Origin of the sequence: Kosakonia sp. H02, assembly GCA_030704225.1 — a bacterium.
Lineage (GTDB): Bacteria > Pseudomonadota > Gammaproteobacteria > Enterobacterales > Enterobacteriaceae > Kosakonia.
Genome location: CP131915.1, coordinates 2,591,411 through 2,606,003, shown reverse-complemented (window position 1 = coordinate 2,606,003; position 14,593 = coordinate 2,591,411). Strand labels below are relative to the sequence as shown.

Below are 14,593 nucleotides of genomic sequence, written 5' to 3'. Positions count from 1 at the left end.
GTTATTAGCCAGGATTGATCCTGCTGAACGAAAACTGCACAACCGATCTTCGTTTGCATTGGGAAATGGTTTCGCTGCAAAAAGAGGAAATGCGCAATGACACAACAGGCGACAACATCCGATGAACTGGCCTTTACCCAGCCGTATGGCGAGCAGGAGAAGCAAATCCTTACGCCCGCTGCGGTGGACTTTCTGAGCGAGCTGGTGACGCGCTTTACGCCAAAACGCAATCAACTCCTGGCGGCACGCCAGCGCCAACAACAACAAATTGATGACGGTACCTTACCTGATTTTATTTCGGAAACGGCTTCCATACGTGAAAGTGACTGGACGATCCGCGGCATTCCAAACGATCTGCTGGACCGCCGCGTAGAGATAACCGGGCCAGTAGAACGCAAAATGGTTATTAATGCCCTGAATGCGAATGTAAAAGTGTTTATGGCGGATTTCGAAGATTCCCTGGCACCGAACTGGGACAAAGTAATCGACGGGCAGATCAACCTGCGAGATGCGGTCAACGGCACCATCAGTTACAGCAATGAAGCCGGTAAAATCTATCAACTAAAGCCCAATCCAGCGGTACTGATTTGCCGCGTGCGTGGTTTACATCTGCCAGAAAAACATGTCACCTGGCGCGATGAAGCCATCCCCGGCAGCCTGTTTGACTTCGCCCTCTACTTTTTCCACAACCATAAAAACCTGCTCGCCAAAGGTAGCGGCCCCTATTTTTACCTGCCGAAAACACAATCCTGGCAAGAAGCGGCCTGGTGGAGTGAAGTCTTTAGCTTTACGGAAGATCGCTTTAACCTGCCGCGCGGCACGATTAAAGCCACCCTGTTGATTGAAACCCTGCCAGCGGTGTTTCAGATGGATGAGATCCTCCACGCGCTGCGCGATCATATTGTCGGGCTGAACTGCGGGCGTTGGGATTACATCTTCAGCTATATCAAAACGCTGAAAAACTACCCGGATCGCGTACTGCCAGACCGCCAGGTCGTGACGATGGATAAACCCTTCCTCAGCGCCTATTCCCGTTTGCTGATCAAGACCTGCCATCGCCGGGGCGCATTTGCTATGGGCGGCATGGCAGCGTTTATTCCCAGCAAAGATACCGAGCGCAATAACTGGGTGCTGAACAAAGTGAAAGCCGACAAGCAGCTTGAGGCGAATAATGGCCACGATGGTACCTGGATTGCGCATCCCGGCCTTGGCGATACCGTCATGGAGGTGTTTAACGCGGCGCTGGGCGAACACAAAAACCAACTGTTTGTCAGCCGCGCAGAGGATGCGCCCATCACCGCCGACGATCTGCTGGCTCCTTGCGAAGGCGAACGCACCGAAGAGGGCATGCGCGCCAATATTCGTGTCGCGGTGCAGTACATCGAAGCGTGGATCTCCGGCAACGGCTGCGTACCGATTTACGGCCTGATGGAAGATGCCGCCACCGCCGAAATTTCCCGTACCTCTATCTGGCAATGGATCCACCACGAAAAAACGCTGAGCAACGGCAAACCGGTGACGAAGGCGTTGTTCCGCCAGATGCTGGCCGAAGAGATGCAGGTCATTCAGGAAGAGCTGGGTGAGCACCGTTACAGCAGCGGGCGTTTTGATGATGCCGCGCGGCTGATGGAGCAAATAACCACTTCCGAGCAATTGATTGATTTCTTGACCCTGCCGGGCTACCGCTTGCTGGCTTAACTCACCCTACAAAATGGAGCATCTGCACATGAAAACCCGTACCCAACAAATCGAAGAGCTGCAACAGGAATGGACTCAGTCGCGCTGGGAGGGCATCCGCCGCCCGTACAGTGCCGAAGAGGTGGTGAAATTACGCGGCTCGGTGAACCCGGAGTGCACCCTGGCGCAGCTTGGCGCGGCCAAAATGTGGCGTTTGCTGCATGGCGAATCGAAAAAAGGCTATATCAACAGCCTCGGCGCGTTGACGGGCGGGCAAGCCTTGCAGCAGGCGAAAGCCGGCATCGAAGCCGTGTATCTTTCCGGCTGGCAGGTCGCCGCAGATGCGAACCTTGCTGCCAGCATGTACCCGGATCAATCCCTCTACCCGGCAAACTCCGTGCCCTCGGTTGTAGAGCGCATCAATAACACCTTCCGCCGGGCGGATCAGATCCAGTGGTCATCCGGTATCGAGCTGAACGATCCGCGCTTTGTCGATTATTTCCTGCCGATCGTTGCCGATGCGGAAGCCGGTTTTGGCGGCGTACTCAACGCCTTTGAACTGATGAAATCGATGATTGAAGCCGGTGCAGCGGCCGTTCACTTCGAAGATCAGCTCGCCTCGGTGAAAAAATGCGGCCATATGGGCGGCAAAGTGCTGGTTCCGACGCAGGAAGCGGTGCAAAAACTGGTGGCCGCGCGTCTGGCTGCCGATGTGCTTGGCGTGCCGACGCTGTTAATTGCACGAACCGACGCCGATGCCGCCGATCTGATCACCTCCGATTGTGACCCGTATGACAGCGCCTTTATCACCGGTGAGCGCACCAGTGAAGGTTTCTACCGCACCCGTGCCGGGGTTGAACAGGCAATCAGCCGTGGGTTGGCCTACGCCCCTTATGCCGACCTGGTGTGGTGCGAAACGTCAACGCCGGATCTCAACCTGGCGCGCCGCTTTGCTGAGGCGATCCACGCAAAATTCCCCGGCAAGCTGCTGGCCTACAATTGTTCTCCGTCGTTTAACTGGAAAAAGAACCTCGACGACAACACCATCTCTCGCTTCCAGCAAGAGTTGTCGGATATGGGCTACAAATTCCAGTTCATTACCCTCGCGGGCATTCACAGTATGTGGTTCAACATGTTCGATCTGGCGCATGCCTATGCGCAGGGCGAAGGAATGAAGCACTACGTGGAAAAAGTGCAGATGCCGGAATTTGCCGCTGGCAAAGAGGGCTACACCTTTGTTTCTCATCAGCAGGAAGTGGGAACGGGCTATTTCGACAAAGTGACCACCATTATTCAGGGCGGCGTCTCGTCGGTAACTGCCCTGACAGGGTCGACGGAAGAAGCGCAGTTCTGAATGTGAATAAGCCGCCGGATGGCGTAGCGCTTATCCGGCTGGCCTTCACCGCGGGGGGGAGAATGTCGCGTGGCCTGGAGTTGTTAATTGCCCAAACCATCCTGCAAGGTTTCGACGCGCAGTATGGGCGCTTTCTGGAGGTGACTTCCGGCGCGCAGCAACGCTTTGAACAGGCCGACTGGCATGCCGTCCAGCAGGCGATGAAACAGCGTATCCATCTCTATGATCACCACGTCGGCCTGGTAGTGGAGCAACTGCGCTGTATCACCGACAGCCAAAGCCCGGACGCGGAGTTTCTGTTGCGGGTGAAAGAACACTACACGCAGTTGCTGCCTGATTACCCACGTTTTGAAATTGCCGAAAGCTTCTTTAACTCTGTCTATTGTCGCCTGTTCGATCACCGCTCACTGACGCCCGAGCGGCTCTTTATCTTCAGCTCCCAGCCCGAACGGCGTTTTCGCACCATTCCGCGCCCGCTGTCGAAAGCCTTCTGGCCGGAGCGCGGCTGGGAAACGCTGCTTGCTAAAGTCTTGTCCGATTTGCCCCTGCGTCTGCCGTGGCAGGATAAAGCGCGGGATGTCAGCTATATCACCGCGCATTTACTCGATGCTTTTGGCGCAGAGATCCTCAGCCAGTCTCATCTGCAAGTGGCGAATGAACTGTTTTATCGCAATAAAGCCGCCTGGCTGGTGGGTAAGCTCATCACGCCAGTGGCAACGCTGCCTTTTCTGCTGCCGATCCACCGCACGGATGAGGGTGAACTGTTTGTCGATACCTGCCTGACCACCCATGCGGAAGCCAGCATCGTATTTGGTTTCGCCCGTTCCTATTTTATGGTTTATGCGCCATTGCCCGCTGCCACCGTTGAGTGGCTGCGCGAAATCCTGCCGGGAAAAACCACCGCCGAACTCTATATGGCGATTGGTTGCCAGAAGCACGCTAAAACAGAGAGTTACCGCGAATATCTGAACTTTGTTGCCAACAGCGATGAGCAATTTATTGAAGCGCCGGGCATTCGCGGCATGGTGATGCTGGTGTTTACGCTGCCGGGGTTCGACCGGGTATTTAAGGTCATCAAAGACGTATTCCCGCCGCAAAAAGAGATGACCGCCGCGCATGTCCGTGCCTGCTACCAGCTGGTGAAAGAGCACGATCGCGTTGGGCGTATGGCCGACACGCAGGAGTTCGAAAACTTCGTACTGGAAAAACGGCAGATTGCTCCGGCGCTAATGGCGCTGCTGCTGGAGCAAGCGCCGGGCAAAATCACCGATCTTGGCGATCGTATCGCCATCAGCCATCTCTATATTGAGCGCCGGATGGTACCGCTCAATATTTGGTTCGAGCAGGTGAAAGGCCAGCAATTGCGCGATGCGGTGGAAGAGTACGGCAACGCGATTCGCCAACTGGCCGCGGCCAATATTTTTCCCGGCGACATGCTGTTCAAAAACTTCGGCGTTACGCGTCACGGGCGGGTGGTGTTTTATGACTACGACGAAATCTGCTACATGACTGAAGTGAATTTCCGCGATATTCCCGCGCCGCGTTACCCGGAAGATGAACTCAGCGCCGAGCCGTGGTACAGCGTCTCGCCGGGCGATGTTTTTCCGCAGGAGTTTCGCCACTGGCTCTGCGCCGACCCGGCCATTGGTCCGCTCTTCGAAGAGATGCATGCGGATTTATTGCGCGCCGACTACTGGCGTGGCTTGCAGGCGCGCATTCGTCAGGGTCATGTGGAAGATGTCTACGCCTACCGCAAGCGCCAGCGTTTTAGTATTCGCTTCGGCAACGATGCGCTGCGGCAGGTGGGGTAAACCGGTGTTAATGCATTTGCGTATTAAATTGCAACACCGAGTAGCTCAGGGAAGCCATCAGCAGCAAGGTCAGCAGCATCACTAAAAACGCGGCGGTATTGGCGGTTGCGCTACGAAACAGCACCGTTTCTCGTGGCGTGAGCAAAATCGCCACTAACGGGACGATAAAGGCGAAATGACCGACCACATCCGTTAAACCAAACGGAATAAACGCCAGCACGGCAATCAGGGCGAAAAGCACGATGCTCGCATAGCTTGCCAGTTTCCCGCTGTAAATATGCCAAATCAGGCATAGCTCAACAAAACCGCAGCCGCGCACAAAAAACGCCCAGTCCAGTCCCATCGCCAGATACGGATGATCGACAAGCAACTGATAATACAAATTGGGCTGCATAAACTTTTCAATGCCGCCCCACAGAAACGAGTAACACAGGATCAGACGCAGGAAAGGTAGCACCCAGCCATCGTCTGTCGCTGACAAGAAAGTCTGGGTAATCAGGTAGATGGAAATCGCAACAAATAGCAGGTAATCCAGCATATGAAACGCGCCATACAGCTGAACTGCGTAGCTATAGAGAAAAAGGATCAGCATCCCGGCGATAAAACTAGTTTTTCGGGTCACGGCGGTTAGCGCAATGGCGAGATGAAGATACGTCAGCCACGGATTCGCGACGATAAGCTCAGGCGTCAGGATTACATCCGGGTAAAACACGCCCAGCACCAGGAAAAACGCACCCGTCCCCCAGCGCATAATGGCAGGAACCGAAAGATGGGCCTGTGCGATCAGCGGTTGAAAACGAGGGCGCTCGGGAAGCGAAGGGATTTTGCGGTCAGCCACGGAGGTGGCAAAAATCACGACGGTCGCGAAAGCCAGCAAGGCCCAGAAACTCAGTGAACTGGCAATAAACGTCAGGGATTCAGGCGGTATACTGGCGTCATAATTCACGAACCATTTAACATGTGCCAGGGCAGAAATGGGCAGCCCCAACAGCATGGCGGCAATAATACGGGCGTTACGCTTAATCATAAGAACCTCAGGAATGGCAGTGCCGCCAACTTGCCACCGCCTGAGGGGGACAACAATGAGAGATCCCTTGCGTAACCTGCGAGAGTGCTCGCAACGATTAAGAGAACTCTTTGCGCGTTAGCGCATTCCGCCGTAAGCCAGCGTCACCTCTTTCGCTGCGCGGATCACCATGGCGCCCAGTTCTGTCACGCGATCGTCGGTAATGCGTGAAATCGGCCCGGAAATGGAGATCGCGGCGAACGGCTCGCCGTGCTCATCAAAGATGCAGGCCGCCACACAGCGCAGACCCAGCGCATGCTCTTCATCATCAAACGAATAACCCCGCTTGCGCGTCTGGGCAAGATCCTCTTTCAGATGCAGCGGCGACACCAGCGTCGCAGGGGTATAAGCATGCAGCCCCTGGCGGTGCAGCAGGCTGGCAACGTGTTCATCATCCAGCCGCGATAAAAACGCTTTTCCCGCGCCGGAAGCGTGCATCGGCAGTTTACCGCCAATCGGCGCGGACATGCGCATCAACTGGGTACACTGCACCTGATCGATAATAATGGCCTGATGATCGCTCTTATCGAGCACCGCCAGGTTGACCGTCTCCCCGGACTCTTCCATCAATTTGCGCAGAATCGGGTGGACAATCGCCATCAGGTTGCGGCTTTGCAGAAAACTGCTGCCGACGACAAACGCATGCGCGCCCACCGACCAGTGACCCAGCTCACCCACCTGGCGGACGAACCCCAACTGTTGCATGGTGGTTAGCAGACGATGGGTGGTTGAATTAGGTAAACCCGCTTGCTGCGCCAGCTCCGTCAGCGCGACACTGCCGTGTGATTCGGCGATCCATTCCAGTAATTTCAGGCCACGCGTTAACGACTGAACTTGCCCGCCAGCGGGCGTTGCGGGCGCGGTGGCTTTTCTGCCTCGTTTAGCGGGAACGGATGCGACCATAGCGGCTCCTTTTCTGTATCGTGGAAATAGTTTTCGTTTTGCCAGAGTATAACGTAACTCTGAAGACGACTGATCGGATGAGTGATGCTGAACTTCTCTCATGTTAACCCCGTGTCGCTTTTCCGCTCTGTCACTTTATGCCAGTATGTCCTGCTGGCCTTTTGGCCTGTTTGAGCCTCGTCGGGAGTAAGTGTGAGCAGCAAAGTTGAGCAACTGAAGCAGCAGTTAAGTGAACGCATTCTGGTTCTGGATGGGGGCATGGGCACCATGATCCAGAGCTATCGTCTGAGTGAGCAGGATTTTCGCGGCGAGCGCTTCGCCGACTGGCCCTGCGATCTAAAAGGTAACAACGACCTGCTGGTTCTCAGCAAGCCGGAGGTGATTTCCGCCATCCATGACGCCTATTTTGCGGCGGGCGCGGACATCATCGAAACCAACACCTTTAACTCCACGACCATCGCCATGGCGGATTACCAGATGGAATCCCTGTCGGCGGAAATCAACTTTGCCGCCGCCAGGCTGGCGCGCGCCTGTGCCGACAAGTGGACGGCGCAAACGCCGGACAAACCGCGCTACGTTGCCGGTGTGCTTGGCCCGACCAACCGTACCGCCTCTATTTCGCCGGACGTAAACGATCCCGCGTTTCGTAATATCTCCTTCGATCAGCTGGTTAGCGCGTATCGCGAGTCGACCAAAGCGCTGGTGGAAGGCGGTGCAGATCTGATCCTGATCGAAACGGTGTTTGATACGCTCAACGCCAAAGCAGCAATCTTCGCGGTGAAAGAGGAGTTTGACGCGCTGGGCGTTGAGCTTCCCATCATGATCTCCGGCACCATTACCGACGCTTCCGGGCGCACGCTCTCCGGGCAAACGACAGAAGCATTTTATAACGCTTTGCGCCACGCCGATGCGCTCACCTTCGGCCTGAACTGCGCACTGGGGCCGGATGAGCTGCGCCAATATGTGCAGGAATTGTCACGCATTGCCGAGTGCTATGTCACCGCCCACCCGAACGCTGGTCTGCCGAACGCTTTTGGCGAATACGATCTTGATGCCGACACGATGGCGACGCAGATCCGCGAATGGGCAGAGGCGGGCTTTCTGAATATTGTCGGTGGCTGCTGCGGTACAACGCCTGAGCATATCGCCGCCATGAGCCGCGTGGTCGCGGGTTTGCCGCCGCGTAAACTGCCGGACGTTCCCGTTGCCTGCCGTCTGGCGGGCCTTGAGCCGCTGAACATTGGCAGTGAGAGCCTGTTTGTTAACGTGGGCGAACGCACCAACGTCACCGGATCGGCCAAATTCAAACGTCTTATTAAAGAAGAGAAATACAGCGAAGCGCTGGATGTGGCGCGCCAGCAGGTGGAAAACGGTGCGCAAATCATCGACATCAATATGGATGAAGGGATGCTCGACGCCGAAGCGGCGATGGTGCGTTTCCTCAATCTGATTGCCGGTGAACCGGATATCGCCCGCGTACCGATCATGATCGACTCTTCAAAATGGGACGTGATCGAAAAAGGCCTGAAGTGCATCCAGGGCAAAGGCATTGTTAACTCTATCTCGATGAAAGAAGGGGTTGAGCCGTTTATCCACCATGCGAAGCTGGTGCGCCGCTACGGCGCTGCGGTCGTGGTGATGGCCTTTGACGAAGCGGGCCAGGCGGATACCCGCGCGCGCAAAATCGAGATTTGCCGCCGCGCGTATAAAATTTTGACCGAAGAGGTGGGCTTCCCGCCGGAAGACATCATTTTCGACCCGAACATCTTTGCCGTGGCGACCGGTATCGACGAGCACAATAACTACGCGCAGGACTTTATCGGCGCGTGTGAAGACATCAAACGCGAGTTGCCCCATGCGCTGATCTCCGGCGGCGTGTCGAACGTGTCGTTCTCTTTTCGCGGTAACGACCCGGTCCGCGAAGCGATCCACGCCGTATTCCTTTATTACGCCATTCGCAACGGCATGGACATGGGCATCGTCAACGCCGGGCAACTGGCGATTTACGACGATCTGCCCGCCGAGCTGCGCGACGCAGTAGAAGATGTGATCCTCAATCGCCGCGACGACGCCACCGAACGTATGCTGGATCTGGCGGAGAAATATCGCGGCAGCAAAGCCGCCGACGACGGCGCCAATGCTCAGCAAGCCGAGTGGCGCAGTTGGGATGTTAAAAAACGCCTCGAATATTCGCTGGTGAAAGGCATTACCGAATTTATCGAGCAGGACACCGAAGAAGCCCGCCAGCAGGCCGCGCGCCCGATCGAAGTGATCGAAGGGCCGCTGATGGACGGCATGAACGTGGTGGGCGATCTGTTTGGCGAGGGCAAAATGTTCCTGCCGCAGGTGGTCAAATCCGCGCGTGTGATGAAACAAGCCGTGGCCTACCTGGAACCGTATATCGAAGCCAGTAAAGAGAAGGGCAGCAGCAACGGCAAGATGGTGATCGCCACGGTAAAAGGCGATGTGCATGATATCGGCAAAAACATCGTCGGCGTGGTGTTGCAGTGCAACAACTACGAGATTATCGATCTCGGCGTGATGGTACCCGCCGATAAAATCCTCAAAACTGCCCGTGAAGTGAATGCCGACCTGATCGGTCTGTCGGGGTTGATCACGCCGTCGCTGGACGAGATGGTCAACGTGGCGAAAGAGATGGAGCGCCAGGGTTTTACCATTCCACTGTTGATTGGTGGGGCGACCACCTCGAAAGCGCACACGGCGGTGAAAATCGAACAGAACTACAGCGGGCCAACGGTGTATGTGCAAAACGCCTCGCGCACCGTGGGCGTGGTGTCATCGCTGCTTTCTGCTACCCAGCATGACGACTTTGTCGCCCGCACCCGTAAAGAGTATGAAACCGTGCGCATTCAGCATGCACGTAAAAAACCGCGTACCCCGCCGGTGACATTACAGGCGGCGCGCGATAACGATCTCGCCTTCGACTGGGCAAGTTACACGCCGCCCGTTGCGCATCGCCTGGGCGTACAGGAAGTCACTGCGGGCATTGAAACGCTGCGTAATTACATCGACTGGACGCCGTTCTTTATGACCTGGTCGCTGGCGGGCAAATATCCCCGCATTCTGGAAGATGAAGTGGTGGGCGAAGAGGCGAAGCGGTTGTTTGCCGACGCCAACGAAATGCTCGATATGCTCAGCGCTGAAAAACGGCTCAACCCGCGCGGTGTGGTCGGACTGTTCCCGGCGAACCGCGTCGGTGATGACATTGAAATCTATCGCGACGAAACCCGCACGCACGTGCTGACGCGGGCCTGCCATCTGCGCCAGCAGACCGAGAAAGTCGGTTTTGCCAACTACTGCCTGGCGGATTTTGTCGCGCCGAAACTGAGCGGCAAAGCAGATTACATTGGCGCGTTCGCCGTGACCGGTGGCCTCGAAGAGGACGCGCTGGCAGAAGCCTGGGATGCAGCCCACGATGACTACAACAAAATCATGGTTAAAGCGGTGGCTGACCGTCTGGCAGAGGCCTTCGCGGAATACCTGCATGAGCGGGTTCGCAAAGTGTACTGGGGCTATGCACCGAACGAAAACCTCAGCAATGACGAGCTGATCCGTGAAAATTATCAGGGCATCCGCCCGGCACCGGGTTACCCGGCTTGCCCGGAGCACACCGAAAAAGGCACTATCTGGCAGTTGCTGGATGTTGAAAAACACACCGGGATGAAACTGACGGAGTCCTTCGCCATGTGGCCGGGCGCGTCCGTTTCCGGCTGGTATTTCAGCCACCCGGACAGCAAATACTTCGCGGTGGCGCAAATCCAGCGCGATCAGGTGGAAGATTATGCCCGGCGTAAAGGGATGCCGGTTGCGGAAGTTGAGCGCTGGCTGGCGTCGAATTTAGGCTACGATGCGGATTAAATTTCACGGGGCATTTTATGTGCCCCGTTTCTTTATTATTTAATTTCCACGAAACAGGCTTGAAGCAAACATAATATAAATTGAAACTAAGAACATTCTTAAAATAAAATGTTTTCTTAGACCCTTGTTCCTCTTCATGCGTATGATGGGCAAGTTTGAAAGCAAGGTTGCTTACTCTTTTGCGGTTCATTTAGCTGTCATCTATTGAATGTAGGTATTATAAAATGGATATTTATGATATTAGAAAACGAAATCTACTGCCGAAAGATTATGAAAATATTCTGGCTCCAGATATCGCCAAAAACATAATCAGAAAAGAGTATTTCATCGAAAGCAGCCCGAATAATGTGTTGGGCAGTATTGATGGCTACAGCATTAAGCAGCACCACGGTTTTAAATATGGTTTACCGCACGATCCGCTGGGCCATCAAAAAGAAAAATATATTGATAGCCTGGTCGATAAAGGCATCGTGGTGGTGGTTCGCCCGAATGTCAGCACCCGCAATCGCTTCTATTACCCATTCTTTATTTCCGAGAGCGCAGAGCTGTTTTGCGTACAGGGCCTGTCATTTAACGCCGTTTTTATCAGAACCATATTGAACGGGTTTAAGGACAGCGTGGCGATGCATGGGCGGCCAGCCCCGACCCGCAGCAGCTTTGTGCCGGTCACGCCGGAGTATGGCCCCGGCTACTGGAAAACCAGCGAGACGGACTTCCACGGCGCGAAAAACGCAGCGGTAATGCTTATCAACCGGGCGACCAACATGGGGGAAGAGGGACGCGTATTCGGTTCTGACGGTAAAGATTATATGAATACCTCGCGGGACAAAATTCAGCTCTGGACACCCATTCCGACAAGCGTGACGTCGGATACGCGGGAAATCCTCTATAATCGTTCGGTGATCAGGCGCTATGGTGAAAAGCGGTCTGTTTATCAGAAATACCTTGAAGGTGATGATGCCTGGACGCAGTCGGGTAAATCATGGCAATGGATTCCAGGCGTAAGGGATGAAGATTATGAATTTAAGAAATAAGCTATTCGTATTTTGGGGCCTCATGGATGTATTGGCGTTGGCGGGTTATGTTTTCTTTTCCCTGCAAAACGGCGGCGTCCCTTTTTATTCTGATATAAGTAATTTCTATACTCATTACCCACAGTTAGGCGTAAGCGGCTTTGCGGGTGGCTTAATTCAAATAATGTTTTTTATCAATATCGCGTTAATTGTGTCGTTGATTTTCTCTGCGTGGTCGTTTATTGCGAAAAAGAAAATTAATACTGCATTTTTTATTGTGCAGGAAATTGCCCGTCTGTTTTCCCTGAAATGCTCTGTCGCGTTGATCCCGCTGATGATGCATTTCACTGGCTTTAGCTCGGCGTGGGGAGCCATCGTGCTGTTTATACTGTCAGAAGCGTTAAAAATCGCCTCGGTGGTGTGGGCGAAATGCAACGGCAATCCCCATACCGATGCCGCCATCACTGCGCATCATTAAATCGCTGATCTGTCACAAAACCGTCATTTTTTCTTACAACTCGCAGGGCGCTTAACATACGTCCTGCGCCCCTCTCCGGTTTAACGCCTTATACTTGCTTAATAATGTTGATGTTATCGCAATAGATAACGGACAACGCATAACGATAAGGAGGAACTGATTCTGTGCTGACTTTGCTTCATCTTCTTTCTGCCGTGGCTTTGCTGGTGTGGGGAACGCACATTGTGCGTACTGGCGTTATGCGCGTCTTTGGCGCGCGCTTACGCACTGTCCTGAGTCGGAGTGTTGAAAAAAAACCGCTCGCCTTCTGCGCGGGCATTGGTGTGACCGCGCTGGTGCAAAGCAGTAATGCCACTACCATGCTGGTCACCTCGTTTGTCGCTCAGGATCTGGTGGCGCTGACGCCAGCGCTGGTGATTGTGCTGGGTGCCGATGTGGGGACCGCGTTAATGGCGCGCGTGTTGACCTTCGATCTCTCCTGGCTTTCGCCGCTGCTGATTTTTGTTGGTGTGATTTTCTTCCTCGGGCGCAAGCAAACCCGTGAAGGCCAGCTTGGGCGTGTGAGCATCGGTCTCGGGCTGATTCTGCTGGCGCTGGAGTTGATAGTGCAGGCGGTGACGCCCATCACCCAGGCGAATGGCGTACAGGTTATTTTTGCCTCGCTGACCGGCGATATTATGCTGGATGCGTTAATTGGCGCGGTATTCGCCATTATCAGTTATTCCAGCCTGGCGGCCGTATTGTTGACGGCAACCTTGACCACGGCGGGCATTATCTCGTTCCCGGTGGCGCTGTGTCTGGTGATTGGCGCCAACCTCGGTTCGGGCCTGTTGGCAATGCTCAATAACAGCGGCGCAAATGCTGCCGCCCGCCGCGTGGCACTCGGCAGCTTACTGTTTAAGCTGGTGGGCAGCCTGATTATCCTGCCGTTTGTCCACGTTCTGGCGAGCGCAATGCAGAAATTACCGCTGCCGGAAGCGGAGTTGGTTATCTATTTTCACGTCTTTTACAACCTGATCCGCTGCCTGATGATGGTGCCGTTTGCCGGCTCGATGGCGAAGTTCTGTAAGCGCATTATTCGCGAAGTACCGGAGCTGGACACGCGTCTTAAACCGAAGCATCTCGACAGTTCCGCACTTGATACACCGACGCTGGCGCTGGCAAATGCCGCGCGGGAAACGTTGCGCATAGGTGATGCGATGGAGCTGATGCTCGAAGGGCTGCATAAAGTTATGCACGGCGAGCCGCGTCAGGAAAAAGAGCTACGCAAACAGGCTGATGACATCAACGTGCTCTATACGGCAATCAAACTCTATCTCGCGCGGATGCCTAAAGACGAACTGGCGGAAGAGGAGTCCAAACGCTGGGCGGAGATTATCGAAATGTCCCTCAACCTTGAGCAGGCGTCCGATATCATCGAGCGGATGGGCAGCGAGATCGCCGACAAGTCGCTGGCGGCGCGGCGCGCTTTCTCTGTCGAGGGGCTGAAAGAGCTGGATGCGCTGCATGAACAGCTGCTCAGCAATTTAAAACTGGCCATGTCGGTCTTCTTTTCCGGCGATGTCACTAGCGCTCGCCGTCTGCGTCGCAGCAAGCATCGTTTTCGCATAATGAACCGCCGCTACGCGCATGCGCATGTTGACAGGCTGCATCAACAAAACGTGCAAAGTATTGAAACCAGCTCGCTGCACCTCGGTTTACTGGGCGATATGAAACGCCTTAACTCGCTCTTCTGTTCTGTGGCGTACAGCGTGCTGGAACAGCCGGACGAAGATGAAGCCCGCAACACATAGTCATCCCCGCCGTGCCTGCGGGCACGGTGGTTAACGTTTTACCGTCAGGCCAATACCCAGAGCTTTCATTACGGCCAGGGTTGTTTTCAGCGTTGGGTTACCTTTTTCACTGAAAGAGCGATACAGCTGTTCGCGAGATAATCCGGTTTCTGTAGCAACTTGCGCCATACCTTTTGCTCGCGCCACTACGCCTAATGCCCTGGCTATGTAAGCCGCATCGCCCGTTTCCAGCGCGTCCGCCATAAAAACCGAGATTGCCTCATCATTTATCAGAGCCACAGCAGGATCATAGGGTGTTAATTTACTCATAGCGGTTTGCCTTTTGATTTTCAGGGAGTTTTGCCAACCACTTGGCATAGAATATGTCTTTTTGTTGCGTGCTTTTGTCACCTCCGCACAACAGCACGATGAGGGCGTTACCGTGCTGGTGGAAATAGATACGGTAACCCGCACCATAATGTATACGCAGTTCGCTTACCCCTTCACCTACGGGTTTAACGTCTCCTCCCAGCCCATTTGCCAGCCGAAAAAGGCGCGCTGCAATAATTGATCTCAATTTTGAGTCAGTGAGTTTTGTCTCCCAGCGTCTAAACACATCAGTCTGTAATAGTTCTCTCAT

At 54.6% G+C, this 14,593-nt stretch carries 11 protein-coding genes; 7 read left to right on the top strand and 4 right to left on the bottom strand.

What is annotated here, in order from left to right; translation table 11 throughout:
* The first annotated feature begins 96 nt into the window (after positions 1–96).
* The 3 genes from aceB (at position 97) to aceK (ending at position 4,842) form a co-directional block, all read left to right on the top strand.
* The gene (gene aceB / locus Q5705_12260) at positions 97–1,698 is read left to right on the top strand and encodes a malate synthase A (protein ID WLI75372.1); all 1,602 of its coding nucleotides are present in this window, start codon (positions 97–99) and stop codon (positions 1,696–1,698) included.
* Positions 1,699–1,726: 28 nt separating this feature from the next.
* Complete coding sequence (gene aceA, locus Q5705_12255; GenBank protein ID WLI75371.1) at positions 1,727–3,031, top strand: isocitrate lyase; 1,305 nt, start codon at positions 1,727–1,729, stop codon at positions 3,029–3,031.
* Between the two features lie 62 nt (positions 3,032–3,093).
* Positions 3,094–4,842 (top strand): bifunctional isocitrate dehydrogenase kinase/phosphatase, encoded by a 1,749-nt coding sequence (aceK, locus tag Q5705_12250; protein ID WLI75370.1) that lies wholly within the window; start codon positions 3,094–3,096, stop codon positions 4,840–4,842.
* A gap of 7 nt (positions 4,843–4,849) precedes the next feature.
* Here the strand turns inward: aceK and Q5705_12245 are convergent, their stop codons facing one another.
* Together Q5705_12245 and iclR are read right to left on the bottom strand one after the other, a co-directional pair.
* Positions 4,850–5,869 (bottom strand): hypothetical protein, encoded by a 1,020-nt coding sequence (locus tag Q5705_12245; protein WLI75369.1) that lies wholly within the window; start codon positions 5,867–5,869, stop codon positions 4,850–4,852.
* Between the two features lie 117 nt (positions 5,870–5,986).
* A complete protein-coding gene (gene iclR, locus Q5705_12240) occupies positions 5,987–6,811 on the bottom strand; it encodes a glyoxylate bypass operon transcriptional repressor IclR (GenBank protein WLI75368.1) in 825 nt (274 codons plus the stop codon).
* A 192-nt stretch (positions 6,812–7,003) separates the two neighbouring features.
* Between iclR and metH the strand changes: the two genes are divergently transcribed.
* The 4 genes from metH (at position 7,004) to Q5705_12220 (ending at position 13,974) form a co-directional block, all read left to right on the top strand.
* Complete coding sequence (gene metH, locus Q5705_12235; protein ID WLI75367.1) at positions 7,004–10,690, top strand: methionine synthase; 3,687 nt, start codon at positions 7,004–7,006, stop codon at positions 10,688–10,690.
* A gap of 224 nt (positions 10,691–10,914) precedes the next feature.
* The gene (locus tag Q5705_12230; protein WLI75366.1) at positions 10,915–11,724 is read left to right on the top strand and encodes a hypothetical protein; all 810 of its coding nucleotides are present in this window, start codon (positions 10,915–10,917) and stop codon (positions 11,722–11,724) included.
* Positions 11,699–12,181, top strand: coding sequence for a hypothetical protein (locus Q5705_12225; GenBank protein WLI75365.1), 483 nt, complete (start codon positions 11,699–11,701; stop codon positions 12,179–12,181). Before Q5705_12230 ends, Q5705_12225 begins: the two co-directional genes overlap by 26 nt.
* Before the next feature lie 164 nt (positions 12,182–12,345).
* Positions 12,346–13,974, top strand: coding sequence for a Na/Pi cotransporter family protein (locus Q5705_12220; protein WLI75364.1), 1,629 nt, complete (start codon positions 12,346–12,348; stop codon positions 13,972–13,974).
* 30 nt (positions 13,975–14,004) lie between these two features.
* Here Q5705_12220 and Q5705_12215 read toward each other — a convergent pair whose 3' ends face one another.
* Both Q5705_12215 and Q5705_12210 read right to left on the bottom strand, forming a co-directional pair.
* Complete coding sequence (locus Q5705_12215; protein WLI75363.1) at positions 14,005–14,283, bottom strand: putative addiction module antidote protein; 279 nt, start codon at positions 14,281–14,283, stop codon at positions 14,005–14,007.
* Positions 14,276–14,593 (bottom strand): type II toxin-antitoxin system RelE/ParE family toxin, encoded by a 318-nt coding sequence (locus Q5705_12210; protein ID WLI75362.1) that lies wholly within the window; start codon positions 14,591–14,593, stop codon positions 14,276–14,278. The genes Q5705_12215 and Q5705_12210 overlap by 8 nt, the downstream gene beginning before the upstream one ends.

Coding starts and splice junctions, on each gene's coding strand:
- aceB (WLI75372.1), top strand. CDS start 97: ATGACACAACAGGCGACAACATCCGATGAACTGGCCTTTACCCAGCCG.
- aceA (WLI75371.1), top strand. CDS start 1,727: ATGAAAACCCGTACCCAACAAATCGAAGAGCTGCAACAGGAATGGACT.
- aceK (WLI75370.1), top strand. CDS start 3,094: ATGTCGCGTGGCCTGGAGTTGTTAATTGCCCAAACCATCCTGCAAGGT.
- Q5705_12245 (WLI75369.1), bottom strand. CDS start 5,869: ATGATTAAGCGTAACGCCCGTATTATTGCCGCCATGCTGTTGGGGCTG.
- iclR (WLI75368.1), bottom strand. CDS start 6,811: ATGGTCGCATCCGTTCCCGCTAAACGAGGCAGAAAAGCCACCGCGCCC.
- Q5705_12230 (WLI75366.1), top strand. CDS start 10,915: ATGGATATTTATGATATTAGAAAACGAAATCTACTGCCGAAAGATTAT.
- Q5705_12225 (WLI75365.1), top strand. CDS start 11,699: ATGAAGATTATGAATTTAAGAAATAAGCTATTCGTATTTTGGGGCCTC.
- Q5705_12215 (WLI75363.1), bottom strand. CDS start 14,283: ATGAGTAAATTAACACCCTATGATCCTGCTGTGGCTCTGATAAATGAT.
- Q5705_12210 (WLI75362.1), bottom strand. CDS start 14,593: ATGAGAGAACTATTACAGACTGATGTGTTTAGACGCTGGGAGACAAAA.